Genomic DNA, 13,040 nt, shown 5'->3' with positions numbered 1-13,040 from the left:
ACATTATATCTGGCAGTATTTCTAGCTCCTAAACACTTCGGGGTTATTCGGAATCGTTTTGGGGTTATTCGGAATCGTTTTGGGGTTATTCGGAATCGTTTTGGGGTTATTCGGAATCGTTTTATTTTAAAAAGTCTTACTTAGCAAGCATTCCAGCCACTAGACACCAAAATTAGTGTTTAGGAGAATCTCCTAAACACTCCTAAACACTTGCATTTTTACGATCTGGCAAAATAATAGTTGCAATATTTATCTGACAAACAACTATGACCTAAAAATAATTCCGTTCGGTTTGTTTCAATAAATGAAAAAAGAGCCTAGACCCATAAGTAGGCATCTAAGCTCCCTTTCCTTTCTTTGAATAATTAAAGAAACAATATTTAACTGACACTTAGTATTGTATCTTTTCTTGTTCGGAATTGTATTGGCGATCTCGTTCGAGATCCATTTTGTGTTGCGCCAAAATAACTGGCGTAAAGAAAGCTATGGGAATTTAAATGCTTGCTGTGTCCTGGTTTTAAGGCTTCTAAATAAATAATGGAGTCTGCATCAATGACACAAAAATCGTCAAAACAATTTGCTGCCTTAGATAAATCAAATGAAAAACAACCACCAAACCAATTAACATCTGCCGAATATCAAGAACTCTGCCAAGGAAGCGGAATTCATTCCGATCTAATCGAGTTAAACTTCTTCCACCTGGAAGGTCAGGCAGCATTAAATCGTCTGTTTATTTCCGAAAAACTAAAACGAACTAATTCTGGTGCAATCAGCTATAGCATCCTCAAACGGTATCGCCATATTGAAGCTGGAGGTTGGTGGGTATCGGGAGTCGATGTCCTCAACAATTACAATGACGATCCCTGGGGACAATTCAAACCACTGCAACCGAGACTATCGGCAGATAAAGGCAAAATAATTAAATATGAAGCTCCTCCTAAACACCCAACAGGAATAATTGCCCTGAGAGTTTCTCGACTTCTCTGGTATAAAGTAGCAAAACTTAACAAAATCAAGCTATTTCTCTCTCCTTTAGCCCTTAGACTGAGAGATAAAAATCAACCACTATCTTTCTGGGAATGGGTCGTAAATAATTCAGAAGTTCCTTTAATTATTACTGAAGGAGCTAAAAAAGCAGCTTCATTACTCAGTTTGGGTTATGCAGCGATCGCTCTCCCAGGCATTTTCAATGGTTACCGCCAACCCAAAGACGAATTTGGCAGGTATACAGGGCTGGCTCAACTGATTCCCCAACTTCAAGTCTTTGCTACACCAGGACGTAAAATTTATTTTGCCTTTGACAAAGATACTAAAGCCAGTACAATTGCCAATGTTAATAAGGCGATCGCCAAAACAGGAAAACTTTTTACTAAAGCTGGAGTCAATGTTAAAGTAATCCGTTGGCAAGAGCCTCCCAAAGGAGTCGATGATTTAATCGTTCAACATGGTGCAGAAGCATTTCATCGAGCCTATGATAAGGCATTATCTTTAGAAACTTGGCTGGTACAATCTTCAGTACAACTAACTTATCAAGCTAATATTCGGGTTAATAGAAGATATTTGGGGTCTTTAGTTAAGGCAGGAGGCAGACGGGGAGATCTTTTATTAGAGCAATCTTCTAGTCCCCTTGTCCCCCAGTCCCCCAATTACCTAAACCCTATCCCAATTCCCGAAACTGCTAAACTAATCTGCCTCAAATCCCCCAAAGGCACGGGCAAAACCCATTTACTCGAACAAATAGTAGACCGAGCCACTAGAGAGGGTAAATGGGTGTTATTACTTACCCACCGCATTCAACTGGGAGAAGCTTTATGTCAGAGAGTGGGACTGCCCTATCTGACGGAAATCAGAACCGTCGAATACGGAACAGTACTAGGGATAGGACTCTGTATTGACTCTCTTCATCCCAACTCAGGAGCAAGGTTTAATGCCGATAATTGGCAGGACGGGGTGATAATTATCGATGAAGCCGAACAAGTTATTTGGCATATGCTTAACTCTGCTACCTGTGCTTCAGAGAGAGTAGAAATTTTAGCGCAATTTAAAACCCTAATTCAAAACAATTTTTCAGGTGAGGGTAAAGTATATCTTGCCGATGCCGATTTATCCGATGTTGCTATCGACTATATCCGTTCTCTAGCAGGTTTCCATGTCGAACCATTTGTCATCGTCAATGATTGGCAACCACCCATACAGCAACGTTGGACAGTCTATAACTATGAAGATAAAAATCCCGCGCGTTTGGTTCGAGATTTAGTCAATCATATTAAAGCAGGTGGCAAGCCATTTATCAGTTGTTCGGCACAAAAATTAAAATCTAAATGGGGTACGCAAAATTTAGAATCTTATTTACAACTAGAATTCCCAGATAAAAAAATCCTTCGTATAGATTCGGAAACAGTAGCAGAGCCTTCCCATCCAGCTTATGGCTGTATTGCCCACCTCAATGAAATATTACCCCGATACGATATCGCGATCGCCTCCCCTTCAATTGAAACGGGAGTCAGTATCGAATGCCAAAGAACGGATAATTGTTATTCAAAAGTTCCCATAGCCTTTCAATTATTACTTGAGGGAATAATCACGAACTTAGGAAAAACCCAAAATATTCCTCACTTCGATTCCGTCTGGGCGATCGCTCAAGGAGTACAGACTGCCGATTCTATTCGTCAAGCGTTAGCTCGTATTCGTGCTTCGGTCCCTCGTTATCTTTGGGCTGCCTATAGGGGTTTCCATAAATCTATGGTAGGCAATGGGGCTATCGTTAAAAAAGCTCTAATTGCCAGCACTAAAACTCAAGCCAGTACCAATATTCGCTTGCTCCAGGCTGCTGATGCGTCCCTGAGCGACCTCGATCTCAATACCAACTTTCAACCAGAATCCCTCAACACCTGGGCAAAAAGAGGCTGTTATATCAACCTCTCCATGCAAAATTATCGTAATTCTATTGTAGAGGGTTTGATTGCTGAAGGACATTTAGTGACCTCTCCCCCCGAACTTAATCAAAAAGAGTCCAATCCCACTACTGAAATAGAAACACAATTAAAACAAGTAGCCCAAACAAAATATCAAAATGAATGTATCGAAATAGCTAACGCACCCATACCGACTGATGACCAATATCAGAAATTCAAAGACAAACGAGCCAAAACTAAACAAGAAAGATGGAGCGAGCGCAAGGGTCATTTAGTCAGACGATATGGCAGCGATATAGCTATTACCCCCGAATTAGTAGCTAAAGATGATGAAGGTTGGTATTCTCAATTACTCTTCCATTATTATCTCACCGTCGGCAGGTCCTATTTAATCGAACGAGACTCAAAACAGTTGAAAGCGATCGCTATTAATACCAAAAATCGCTTATGGCTGCCAGATTTTAATCGCTCTTTACTCTCTACTTCCCTAAGATTATTAGAAACATTAGTAATTGGATTACTCAAACCAGGAGTTCAACAACACAGACATCTCACGGACTTGAAGTTCCCTCAAGTCCCGTGTCCTCGTGATTGCACAAGCTGCTTAAAAAGCAGCGTGCCTCACGTTCAATACCGTGGTAGCGACCCCAATCTTCAGTTGATTGCCGAACTAGCCTTGTCTAATCAAAGAGAACTTAAAACTTTCTTAGGTTTGACCATAGTTGAATCAGATACTCCGATTAAAATAGTCCAAAAGCTGCTCGGTCTTTTAGGACTCAAGCTAACCTGTATCGGTCGTCTGGGTTCGAGAGAACAGCGAGAGAGGGTTTATATGTTGAAGCTTCCCGATGATGGAAGAGAAGAAATCTTTGCTAGTTGGTTACAAAGAGACAGTGCCTTCACTCAAGTCGAATCTACTACCAATATGTCTGAGGACGCGATGTTCGATGAAGCCTCATCGGAACGCATTCCCTTGCTCGGTCGGCGTTCCTCCATTTCAGCGGTCCGTCCCGTGTCCACTATAGGGAAAGATAATAATTTATCTCAAAGAATGGACATAACAAGAGAACCCGAACATCTTATTCAACCTGGAACGATAGTTAAATGGTTCAAAACTAAAGGAACATGGATCGTACAAGCCACTACTGGCATAGTGGCAAAAATTAAAGATACTTACGGCAAAGAGGTATTGGTAAACTGTCAAGAATTAAAACCTTGTTGAATAGAGGTAGACAAAATTACCAAATCTCTGCAACTAAATGTTCTAAAATCCAAAATAGATGGACTTATTCGAGCAAAATTATCAACAAAAAGTCAAATCTGAAGCACCTCTAGCAGATCGAATGCGACCCCGAACTCTAGATGAATTTGTGGGGCAAGACCATATCGTCGGTGAGGGACGCTTACTCCGTCGTGCCATTGTCGCCGACCAGTTATCTTCACTAATTTTCTTTGGTCCTCCAGGAACGGGAAAAACTACTCTAGCTCGCATCATCGCTCAAACCACCCGCGCTCATTTTATAGCTATTAACGCCGTTCTAGCTGGAGTTAAGGATATTCGAGAAGCAATTTCTATAGCTACGGATAAAGGGAAGTATGGCGTTGCTGAATGAGTAATGATGTTTTTGGCATAATGAAGAGATGAAATGTCCCAGATGCAACTCACAAAGAGTAACTAAAAACGGTCTTCGTCGTCGAAAACAATGCTACAAATGCCGAGATTGTGGAAGACAGTTTGTTGAATCGCCAATAGAGCGGAGCTATCCACCTGAAGTTAGACAACTATGTCTCAAAATGTATCTAAATGGAATGGGTTTAAGAGGTATTGAGAGAGTCATAGAAATTCACCACACCACAGTCATGAATTGGATTAAAGAAGAGGGAATTAAATTACCCGATGCTCCAGATGGAGAAGAAATTCCTGAGATAACCGAGATAGATGAGTTACAAACATTTATCGGGAACAAAAAGAATAAGGTGTGGGTTTGGACAGTAGTAAATCATTGGAAACCTGGAATACTATTATGGACAGTAGGCGATCGCCTAAATCCTTACTCATTCAGCAACGCCGATATTTTTAATGGAGATGATACAAAGTATGCGCGGAAAGTTTGCCCTCAAAATCTATGGAAAATAGCGAGACGAAAGCTCGACCAATTAGATGAGTGCAGCTAGCTTAAATGATTTGCGTTCTCCACCTAAGAATCGATTAGAGGCTTTAAAAGGCAGCCGAGAAGGACAACACAGTATTCGCATTAACGACCAGTACAGAATTTGTTTTATCTGGTCAGACGATGGTATTAAAGATGTTGAAATTGTAGATTATCATTGAGAAGTAAGCTTATGGTTAATATCCCAACTAATAGACCCCCTACCAGTCCTGGTGAGATGTTGAAAGAAGAATTCTTAGAACCAATGGGATTGACCCAGCAACAACTCGCTGATGGAATTGGAGTAAGCTATCAAAGGATTAACGAACTGATTAATGGTAAGAGGGGAATTACAACCAGTACTGCTTTGAGATTAGCCAAATATTTTAATACATCTCCTGATTTCTGGTTAAATATGCAAAGGGCGAACGAGCTATATCGGGTCATGCAAAAAGAAGGAGGGGAGATTGAAAAGATTCAACCAATCGTTTAGTTTTATGACAATGAACTACCCTAACTTCAAGCGTCAGCTAAGTTAGGGTTTCTAGCTTCATCGAATGCTGCATTGCCTTGGTCTTTCGTCCTCGATCTTGACTTACACTTCCTCTGCTATCTGTCAATTTCAATGAGCTTTTTATTTTCTTGTTCGAGTTTATAACTTAAGAAATTGACGAACATTACGTTAAATTATCATCTAAACTCAGGGCAAACGCATCTAAATCAGAAGCAAACAGCAGTTACAATGAATTCGGAAAAACAACTTACCTGGTAAGTTGAGCGAACCCTTGAGCGAACGCCAATTAAAAGAGCTCAAAAGCATAAAAGAGCGTATTTGTCCGCAAAAACAGCAGCCCAAATTGGACTACTAACAGTCAGTTAAAAAAATACAGATGAAAGGTTAAATGCCTAAAACTTTGGCAAGATAATCATTGTCCCAAGCCGCTTTGAGCCTTTTATTAGCTACGCCAATTTTGGCAGTTTTCTCTTGAGAAAGAAGATTGAGAGCCATCTGCCGTAATCGAGCTAAATTCTCAGGCGCATGGTCAGAGTGAATCGGAGAATCATCTTCGGCAAAAGCAACATCCAAAATCCAATGCAAACTATTCTCAATTCCCCAATGACTACGGACAGCATGAGCTAACAAACGGGCATCACTAGCAAAACTATTGAGATAGTAACGCTTCGAGGTGGTTGTTTCCTGCCCAATCTTACGCACCGACTCCACTAACCCGATACTTTGAAGCCCTGCCCACTTGTCATTATCAAGGAAAAATTCTCCCGTCGCCATCGTCCAATAACGTCGAATTTCAGTGCGCCCATGACCCTTCTCGATAGTGCGATGAAAACTGTGTGGGATTCCTTGCCAATCTTGAGCTTGACCCAAGGCAAATAGTTGCTGCACTTCTTCATGGAGGTGCTTGTGATTGCCTTTGAGAGCCAGACAATAATCAGCACCTGAATCCTGAATTAGTTGGGCAATCTCGGTTTGAGTCCCCATGGCATCAATCGTCACTAAACAGCCTGTCAATTCCAGCAGTTTGATTAATTCAGGGATAGCGGTAATTTCATTAGAACGTTGGTCTACTTTGCACTGTCGGAGAACTAATCTTTGCTCACTTGCCCAAGCATTAACCAGATGAATCGCCTTCTTGCCAATTCCCTTTGACCCAGAGTGTTTCAAAGTTTTGCCATCAATGCTGACCACTTCTGCTGACATTAATTGTGCGATTGAACTTACCCAATCCCGAAAGCACTGTTGAAATTCTGACGGGTCAATTCGAGCAAAAACTCGTGCAAACGTGTCATGGGAAGGTATGCCATTGGGTAACTCCAGAAACTGCTGTAACCATTCTTGTTTGGATTGACCGTAAGTCTCCATGGCAACCCAATTATCCGCACCACAAATCATGGCACAGATGGCAATGGTGACAATATCGATGAGTAGGTGTTCTTTGGTGCGGTCGATTCTGGGGTCAGTCAACTTCGAGAAATGGTCAATGAGCGTAATTTTTGGTCTGAGCTTCATTCTCGCTTGTCAGGTTGCTTTTTTACTCTCGACTTAATTTATCATTTTTGCTCGTCCCTAAATTTAGATGCGTTTGCCCTGATGTTAAATTCACCCCAGCCATTTGAACTAAGAGCAAAATTATTAGTTGGCGAGTTACAAACTCTTTGAAAACGATTAGAAAAAGTAGGATGTAATGTATACTCAACACAATCAATTTTGGAAATAGTACTCGAATCTTCATCGATATAAACTGTCCAATCCCAGCGTCCTCCGCCTACTCGTTGAGAATTATTACTAACCCTAATATTAGATGAACTTGCATAAGGGGGATTTGAAGTAGGTTCTGGAGTAGGTTTGAATAAATCTAACAACATTTGTAACCAAAAAGGAGCGGTTCCCGCCGTAAGAAGAGCAATAATGACAGGTACAAAAATCTTTTCTAAGATACTCTCTTTCTTTCCGTCACTGCCTGTGTTTCTTCTATTGTTTGCCATTCGACCATTCTTGATAAAACATCACCATAATTTATCATTTCTGCAAGTTGGTGTAATGTTTTTGAAATTGTAATTAAAACTTATCTATTTACAGATATTTCCAGTTATTAATAAATCAATTTCATCAGTGTAATCGCCCTACTTCAACGCCTTTCTAAATTCCCAAGGTGGTTGATGATTACCTGAATAAACTCCTACCTTATCTTGTTTGGCATTATCGAGAGCCAGATCGAATTCATACTGATTGGGACAGTTACCCGAATATTGTTTGTAGTGCCAAGCCATTCCAGCAGAAATCATTTCTGTGTTGAGGTGTATTTCCCGTTCTGGATTGGATTTGAGAGGCATAAACAACTCGCCAACAGTACGCCCGTATTTATCTTCCCTGCACGAACTAGATAAACTGTACCGTCGCCTTGAGCGATGAGACTTCGCAAGTAATTACGAGCTTCAATTCCTAATGGTTGGTTTTTTTCTGGGGCATCAATCCCACACAGTCTAATTTTCAGTTCTCGATTGTTACCAATCAAACGCAGGGTGTCACCGTCATAAATGCTACCTGATTTGACTTGCCAAACTGTGGTATCTGTAGGAGTTTGAGGGAGATTAAAAGAGAATTGAGGCAAAAAAGAGATTTTCCTGGCTAGATAAGGATAAGTAACCAAGAGTAAGCCAATCAATAGAGCGATTTGGTTGAGAAATTTTTTCACGGATGGATGAATTTAAGTCAATTCCTCTACCCTGGCTCATGTAATTAAATATAGGTGCGATTTAAATCGTTTATGGGAAGTGAGACAATACAATAATTAAAAAGGAAGCCTCCCGACTGACAATCATGAAGCTTCCCCAAGTAAAACTTAAGTTAAGTATACCAATGACAAGTAGTAACGGAAACAATAGTGATCGCGACGACCAGGAGCGAACCTCTCGCCTTGACAGAATTGAGGCAATTATAGAATCTAATTCTCGTGCCAGGATAGCCATGATGGAACAACGAGCTACAGATCGGCTCGAACACGAAGAAAGGATGAGGTTCTTAGAAGAGAATCAAAGGCAAATCATCCAGACTCAAAGAGGGATAGCCAATTTATTATCATCATTAGACGAAGACAGACCGACGATACGCGCGAAAATTAACGGCGATCGAGAACAAAGTTGATAGTCTGATCGAACGCGATCGATAAATAATTTACTCATGGGTAGGTAGATAGCTTTTTATATACCTATCCAACTCAACAAAATCCACAGGTTTGTTGAACTATGAACAATAATGTTTTAACCCGTGCGGAAACCGACCGAGAGATTGTCTACATCTGGCTTGGAGATAAAAGCAGGACGACTCAAGTAAGCTACAGCAGTATCGTGACTGGGTTTTTTTCCTTTATCAATAAACCTCTAGCTTCCGTGGCGATTGAAGATTTACAGTTGTGGCATAGGCGGTTACAGTTAACCGATCAACCGTCTACGGTATCGAATAAACTCAGGGCGATTAAGTCTCTGTTTAGTTTCTGCGTCAAGGTTAATTATTTATCCATTAATGTTGGCAGCTACATCAAATGTCCCAAGGTTAAGGAAAAGTTAGCCGAACGAATCTTATCCGAGTCGGATTGTTTGAAATTAATCTCCGCGACTAAAAGCGATCGCGATCGGGCTTTGTTGTGTTTGATGTATGGTTGTGGTTTGAGAGTATCGGAGGTGTGCAGCTTAACTTGGAGTGACCTGCAATCATGTCGAGAAGGGGGTAAATGCACGGTGTTTGGTAAAGGAGATAAAACCCGCGTGGTGCTGATTCCCTCATCTGTCTGGGAACTGTTGATGAAGCTGAGGACAAGACGGGCGAACTCGATTCGCCCGCTTGATATGTCCGTGCCGAGACTTATCGATGCTGTCTTTGTCTCTCGTACTGGTAGACCGTTAGAGAGGACGATGGTATTCAGGATTGTTAAGGATTGTGCCAAACGCTCTGGTGTATCGGAAAAAGCATCCTGTCACTGGTTGAGACATTCTCATGCTTCCCATGCGATTGAATCGGGTTGTAATTTGAGATTGTTACAGCAATCTCTCGGTCATAGTAAGTTGGAGACGACAGAACGTTATCTGCATATTAATCCCGACCAGGGTTCTAGTCAGTTTATTAATATTTGATGGCTGTTACTTCTAGATACCTTCATGTGCAGCCATCGGAGTGTACGAGTAAGTTTATTGATTTGGAATAGTGGGGGGTGAGCAAAAAATCCGATGGCAGAATCTAATTCAACCAAGCTTATACCCAATGCAGAAAATGCAGTTGTCGAGCTTCGTAAATTACGAGATTATTGTCTCAATCCAGAACATAGTACGGGCAAACATAAAGCACGACTTTTTCAATCTATGTTGGGGATGACGGCGGAGAATGCACTCCTGTTACGTCAAATCCTGCTTGAAGTTGTCAAAACCCATGAAGCTAGGTTGGGGCGAAGAGACTCCTTCGGACAGCGTTATACTTTAGATTTTACGTTGTCATGGCAAAATAAAAGTGCAGTCATTCGTAGTGGCTGGATTATTGAGACTGATTCATCAATTCCCCGATTGACCAGTTGCTATCCTCTTACTTGAAGAAGGAGGTAAACCTCTCATGATAACCAATAATATTAAACTCCTCGATGTAGTGGCATTAACAGTTGACCTTCCTGAAGAAAATCTCTGGCGGGGTCAAGTGGGAACAGTAGTGGAAATTTTGGCTGATGGTACGGCAATGGAAGTTGAGTTTAGCGATAAACAAGGACGCACCTATGAATCTTTGGGTTTGCGTCCCGAACAGTTTATGGTGTTGCGCTTCGAGCCAGCTAATCCTAATTCTCAGCCTGAGATGGTCGCGATCTAATTCCCTGGCGGTTACTTCTAGATAGAAAGCACGTGCAGCCGTGGGAGTTAATTCGTAAGTTGATTGAGTTGGATTAGGGTCTGGCGACCAGCTTTCGCTGTTGCCTTCGGCACCGCTCTACTGACCACCCCGAATATCTAAAGTCACCTCTACATTAATACTGCGATCGCTCTGCCCTAAAATCTTAACCCGTCTTACTTTCCCACGATAAGGGATACTGTTGGCGAAAGTAATCAGTAGGTGTTTTAAGCGCAATACACAATGGATTAATTGGTACAAAGTTCCTAAAAAATCTAGTAAACAAATTATCTCCCCTTTCCAAGTAATACAAGGTAGGAGATAAGTGTTAAACTTTATCCATGCAATACATGGATAAATGCCATGAAACGTAGACGAGATATCCAGGGAAAATTCACCCTAAAAAATCAGGATTATCGGCAAGTTCGCTCTATACGACTAACCGACAGCACATGGAAAGAATTGGGAATTGCTTCAGAATGTCTGGGTATAACTAGGGCTGACTTATTAGAAAATCTAGTGCAACACAATAGGTCAATTCTTGGAGATTTAGGGAAAATTGAACCGCTAAATCTCGAAAAATTTAGCTTAAAAACCGAGAAATCTCTCAATAGAGATGAATTGTATTCTTTAGCCACCAAAGTTTTACAAGAATTGAGATTAGGTAAGCAAGCATCATCTTACAAGCTGGTAGAGAAAAGCTTGAAACGATTGATTGAACTGATCTTATTTTCCTCCAAGTAATACATGGTAGGTGTTTGGCTAACCAGTTAGGAGCAGCCACCGCCAAACTATTGAGGGCTGCCCGCATTGTCTCCCCCAAAGTTTCTAGCCGATTGAGGGGGCGTATTGCAGCTAAAATATGTGTTGAATCGGTGCGTTGTCGCTTATGCCCTTTTATTAATTCTTGTTCTCTTAATTTTTCTAAGATTCTGTTTAACAATAGTTCTTCAGAACCTCCTTCAATCAAGCGTTTACGAAATTCGCTCAAAGCAGAAAAATCAAACCCAGAGTCTTCTAAAGGCAAAGACAGTGCATATTTCCAATCAATTCTTCCTCTCACTGCGTCCGCTGCTTGACGATTTGATAGATTTTCCATGTATTGCATTACACAGATTAAAGCTAACCGCCAAGGTGACTGAGCGGGCTGACCTTTCACTGAAAATAGATCGGCAAAGTCCTCATCAATATAAATACTGCCCAAGGTATCTCGAATCTGTAAGTAAATATTACCTTTAGGGAAAGCAGCACGGGCGACTCTTAAGGTTTGTTCTGGAACTGGCGGAATCGGTTGTGGATGTAAAGACACTGGTTCAATTTGTCTCCAAATTACTATTTTCAGGATATCGATTCAACCATGTATTACTTGGAAATTAATTCTACTTACCTCGTCCATGTAATAGTTGAGAACTTGTCTACCGTTTTATAGAGTCTTTGTACTAATTATCCGCTTTAGATTACGTTTGAATCTTTTCCTGATTACTTTCGCCAACAGTATCATCTACAGTTAAATCCTTCTCTCCTGTCGGATCGCCATTCTTGTTATACTGGGTTTCCGTCGTCGGGATATCTAACTGGAAAGCGATCGCGATAAAGAATTTTTTCAAAGAACCCTTGTAAGTAGCAATGGCACTGTTAAACTCTCCTGACAATTCCTGATGGAGAGCGAGGGCAAAGTCACCCTTACCCGTTCCCGCTTCACCCAATACCAGGACTGAATTACCAGCACAAACCGCATCACAAACCTTAGAGAAATGTTCTGTATCTTTAATAGATTTGGAGAGAGTAAAAGGAGTAGCTGGAGTATTTTCTTCTTCTAGTTCTAACTCCCCCGACTGCTGCGATACTGACTCAAAATCTTGTCGGCTAGTTGTCCTGGTGTCCACTTTGGGTTGACTGCTTCCCTCACTGCTTGAACTTTCTGCTTCAAATCTTCTGGTAGATCTTCCTCAGTCATCCGATCCGCGATCTCGCGCAGCGAGGCACTACGTGATCGCTCTAATGGCTAAATCGGGAGTTGCTAGTTCACGGGCTTTTAGTTCTGATGCTTTGCGGAGTATGGTTTCAAGGTCGAGATTATCGACGGGATTTTCTGGTTCGACATAGATATTTTCAGGCGATTGTTCGATAGCAGTGGTTTCAGATTTCACCATCGCTCCTGAATTATCTTCAGAATTTCTGTTAGAAAAACCCTCCATTTTTCCATTTTCCTTGATATAAGAATCTAGTTCGTCCATCAAATTAACTTGCTCGTTTGTTAGGTAAGCTCTACCATTAGAATCTTTATTTGCTTTGATACCGAGGAAGTTTAGACGATTATAATAAGCCTCTTTTTTAATACCATATTTGGTTTGCAGGTCTTCTGGTCGAGTCTGGTTTTCTGTGGCGGAATTCTGGTTCATGGGTTCAAAAAAAAATTTTTCCTATGTCCATATTATGGAAACTTAGAATAAATTTTGATCGAGACTTCCACTGGAATTCCGTGAAGAGTTTGTAAAGATACCAGAATTAAAACAGACAAAGTTTGTGCTTCCTTTCGCCTTTCAAATCATTACTTTGAGAAAGTATCCATAGAAATCAAAATTTTCCAAC

Annotated in this window: 14 protein-coding genes and 4 pseudogenes; 10 read left to right on the top strand and 8 right to left on the bottom strand. The window is 41.0% G+C overall.

Annotation, left to right across the window (positions count from 1 at the left end):
* Window positions 1-552 precede the first annotated feature (552 nt).
* The 5 genes and pseudogenes from STA7437_RS23395 (at window position 553) to STA7437_RS23375 (ending at window position 5,558) form a co-directional block, all read left to right on the top strand.
* The gene (locus STA7437_RS23395) at window positions 553-4,137 is read left to right on the top strand and encodes a plasmid replication protein, CyRepA1 family (RefSeq protein ID WP_015212098.1); all 3,585 of its coding nucleotides are present in this window, start codon (window positions 553-555) and stop codon (window positions 4,135-4,137) included.
* Between the two features lie 58 nt (window positions 4,138-4,195).
* A pseudogene (locus STA7437_RS23390) lies at window positions 4,196-4,513 on the top strand (AAA family ATPase); the annotation flags it as partial.
* 43 nt (window positions 4,514-4,556) lie between these two features.
* Window positions 4,557-4,946, top strand: a pseudogene (locus STA7437_RS25995) (IS1 family transposase); the annotation flags it as partial.
* Between the two features lie 42 nt (window positions 4,947-4,988).
* Window positions 4,989-5,247: pseudogene (locus STA7437_RS27825) on the top strand (type II toxin-antitoxin system RelE/ParE family toxin).
* 11 nt (window positions 5,248-5,258) lie between these two features.
* Window positions 5,259-5,558, top strand: a complete 300-nt coding sequence (locus STA7437_RS23375; protein ID WP_015212096.1) for a HigA family addiction module antitoxin — start codon at window positions 5,259-5,261, stop codon at window positions 5,556-5,558.
* Between the two features lie 405 nt (window positions 5,559-5,963).
* Here STA7437_RS23375 and STA7437_RS23370 read toward each other — a convergent pair whose 3' ends face one another.
* From STA7437_RS23370 to STA7437_RS23360, 4 genes are all read right to left on the bottom strand, one after another.
* Window positions 5,964-7,091 (bottom strand): ISAs1 family transposase, encoded by a 1,128-nt coding sequence (locus STA7437_RS23370; protein WP_015212095.1) that lies wholly within the window; start codon window positions 7,089-7,091, stop codon window positions 5,964-5,966.
* A gap of 41 nt (window positions 7,092-7,132) precedes the next feature.
* Window positions 7,133-7,567 (bottom strand): pYEATS domain-containing protein, encoded by a 435-nt coding sequence (locus tag STA7437_RS23365; RefSeq protein ID WP_015212094.1) that lies wholly within the window; start codon window positions 7,565-7,567, stop codon window positions 7,133-7,135.
* A gap of 138 nt (window positions 7,568-7,705) precedes the next feature.
* Window positions 7,706-7,915 (bottom strand): thermonuclease family protein, encoded by a 210-nt coding sequence (locus STA7437_RS26340; RefSeq protein WP_245562183.1) that lies wholly within the window; start codon window positions 7,913-7,915, stop codon window positions 7,706-7,708.
* The gene (locus STA7437_RS23360) at window positions 7,864-8,277 is read right to left on the bottom strand and encodes a thermonuclease family protein (protein ID WP_051036143.1); all 414 of its coding nucleotides are present in this window, start codon (window positions 8,275-8,277) and stop codon (window positions 7,864-7,866) included. Before STA7437_RS23360 ends, STA7437_RS26340 begins: the two co-directional genes overlap by 52 nt.
* A 164-nt stretch (window positions 8,278-8,441) precedes the next feature.
* On the opposite strand from STA7437_RS23360, the gene STA7437_RS27225 reads away from it, so the two are divergent.
* The 5 genes from STA7437_RS27225 to STA7437_RS27820 all read left to right on the top strand — a co-directional run bounded on the left by STA7437_RS27225 (window position 8,442) and on the right by STA7437_RS27820 (window position 11,192).
* A complete protein-coding gene (locus STA7437_RS27225; protein ID WP_245562181.1) occupies window positions 8,442-8,726 on the top strand; it encodes a phage tail protein in 285 nt (94 codons plus the stop codon).
* 203 nt (window positions 8,727-8,929) lie between these two features.
* On the top strand, window positions 8,930-9,712 hold the full coding sequence (locus STA7437_RS23350) for a tyrosine-type recombinase/integrase (RefSeq protein ID WP_245562179.1): 783 nt from the start codon (window positions 8,930-8,932) through the stop codon (window positions 9,710-9,712).
* A 93-nt stretch (window positions 9,713-9,805) separates the two neighbouring features.
* A complete protein-coding gene (locus STA7437_RS23345) occupies window positions 9,806-10,162 on the top strand; it encodes a DUF6883 domain-containing protein (RefSeq protein ID WP_015212091.1) in 357 nt (118 codons plus the stop codon).
* Between the two features lie 19 nt (window positions 10,163-10,181).
* Complete coding sequence (locus STA7437_RS23340; protein ID WP_015212090.1) at window positions 10,182-10,430, top strand: DUF4926 domain-containing protein; 249 nt, start codon at window positions 10,182-10,184, stop codon at window positions 10,428-10,430.
* 381 nt (window positions 10,431-10,811) lie between these two features.
* Window positions 10,812-11,192 (top strand): hypothetical protein, encoded by a 381-nt coding sequence (locus STA7437_RS27820; RefSeq protein ID WP_015212089.1) that lies wholly within the window; start codon window positions 10,812-10,814, stop codon window positions 11,190-11,192.
* A gap of 7 nt (window positions 11,193-11,199) precedes the next feature.
* Here STA7437_RS27820 and STA7437_RS23335 read toward each other — a convergent pair.
* From STA7437_RS23335 to STA7437_RS25200, 4 genes and pseudogenes are all read right to left on the bottom strand, one after another.
* Window positions 11,200-11,757: pseudogene (locus tag STA7437_RS23335) on the bottom strand (transposase); the annotation flags it as partial.
* A gap of 148 nt (window positions 11,758-11,905) precedes the next feature.
* A complete protein-coding gene (locus STA7437_RS23330; protein WP_015212088.1) occupies window positions 11,906-12,334 on the bottom strand; it encodes a hypothetical protein in 429 nt (142 codons plus the stop codon).
* Window positions 12,271-12,405 carry a hypothetical protein gene (locus STA7437_RS27530; protein ID WP_281169282.1) on the bottom strand — a complete coding sequence of 45 codons (135 nt, stop codon included), beginning with the start codon at window positions 12,403-12,405 and terminating at the stop codon, window positions 12,271-12,273. The genes STA7437_RS23330 and STA7437_RS27530 overlap by 64 nt, the downstream gene beginning before the upstream one ends.
* 28 nt (window positions 12,406-12,433) lie before the next feature.
* Window positions 12,434-12,850 (bottom strand): hypothetical protein, encoded by a 417-nt coding sequence (locus STA7437_RS25200; RefSeq protein ID WP_015212087.1) that lies wholly within the window; start codon window positions 12,848-12,850, stop codon window positions 12,434-12,436.
* Between the last annotated feature and the right edge of the window lie 190 nt (window positions 12,851-13,040).

Source organism: Stanieria cyanosphaera PCC 7437, from assembly GCF_000317575.1.
GTDB lineage: Bacteria > Cyanobacteriota > Cyanobacteriia > Cyanobacteriales > Xenococcaceae > Stanieria > Stanieria cyanosphaera.
This window is presented reverse-complemented; position numbering and strand designations above follow the sequence as displayed.

Excerpts from the sequence above, each read along its gene's own strand:
- STA7437_RS27820 (WP_015212089.1), top strand. The coding sequence starts at position 10,812 with ATGAAACGTAGACGAGATATCCAGGGAAAATTCACCCTAAAAAATCAG.
- STA7437_RS27530 (WP_281169282.1), bottom strand. The coding sequence starts at position 12,405 with ATGACTGAGGAAGATCTACCAGAAGATTTGAAGCAGAAAGTTCAAGCA.
- STA7437_RS23370 (WP_015212095.1), bottom strand. The coding sequence starts at position 7,091 with ATGAAGCTCAGACCAAAAATTACGCTCATTGACCATTTCTCGAAGTTG.
- STA7437_RS23365 (WP_015212094.1), bottom strand. The coding sequence starts at position 7,567 with ATGGCAAACAATAGAAGAAACACAGGCAGTGACGGAAAGAAAGAGAGT.
- STA7437_RS25200 (WP_015212087.1), bottom strand. The coding sequence starts at position 12,850 with ATGAACCAGAATTCCGCCACAGAAAACCAGACTCGACCAGAAGACCTG.
- STA7437_RS23345 (WP_015212091.1), top strand. The coding sequence starts at position 9,806 with ATGGCAGAATCTAATTCAACCAAGCTTATACCCAATGCAGAAAATGCA.
- STA7437_RS26340 (WP_245562183.1), bottom strand. The coding sequence starts at position 7,915 with ATGCCTCTCAAATCCAATCCAGAACGGGAAATACACCTCAACACAGAA.
- STA7437_RS27225 (WP_245562181.1), top strand. The coding sequence starts at position 8,442 with ATGACAAGTAGTAACGGAAACAATAGTGATCGCGACGACCAGGAGCGA.
- STA7437_RS23340 (WP_015212090.1), top strand. The coding sequence starts at position 10,182 with ATGATAACCAATAATATTAAACTCCTCGATGTAGTGGCATTAACAGTT.
- STA7437_RS23395 (WP_015212098.1), top strand. The coding sequence starts at position 553 with ATGACACAAAAATCGTCAAAACAATTTGCTGCCTTAGATAAATCAAAT.
- STA7437_RS23375 (WP_015212096.1), top strand. The coding sequence starts at position 5,259 with ATGGTTAATATCCCAACTAATAGACCCCCTACCAGTCCTGGTGAGATG.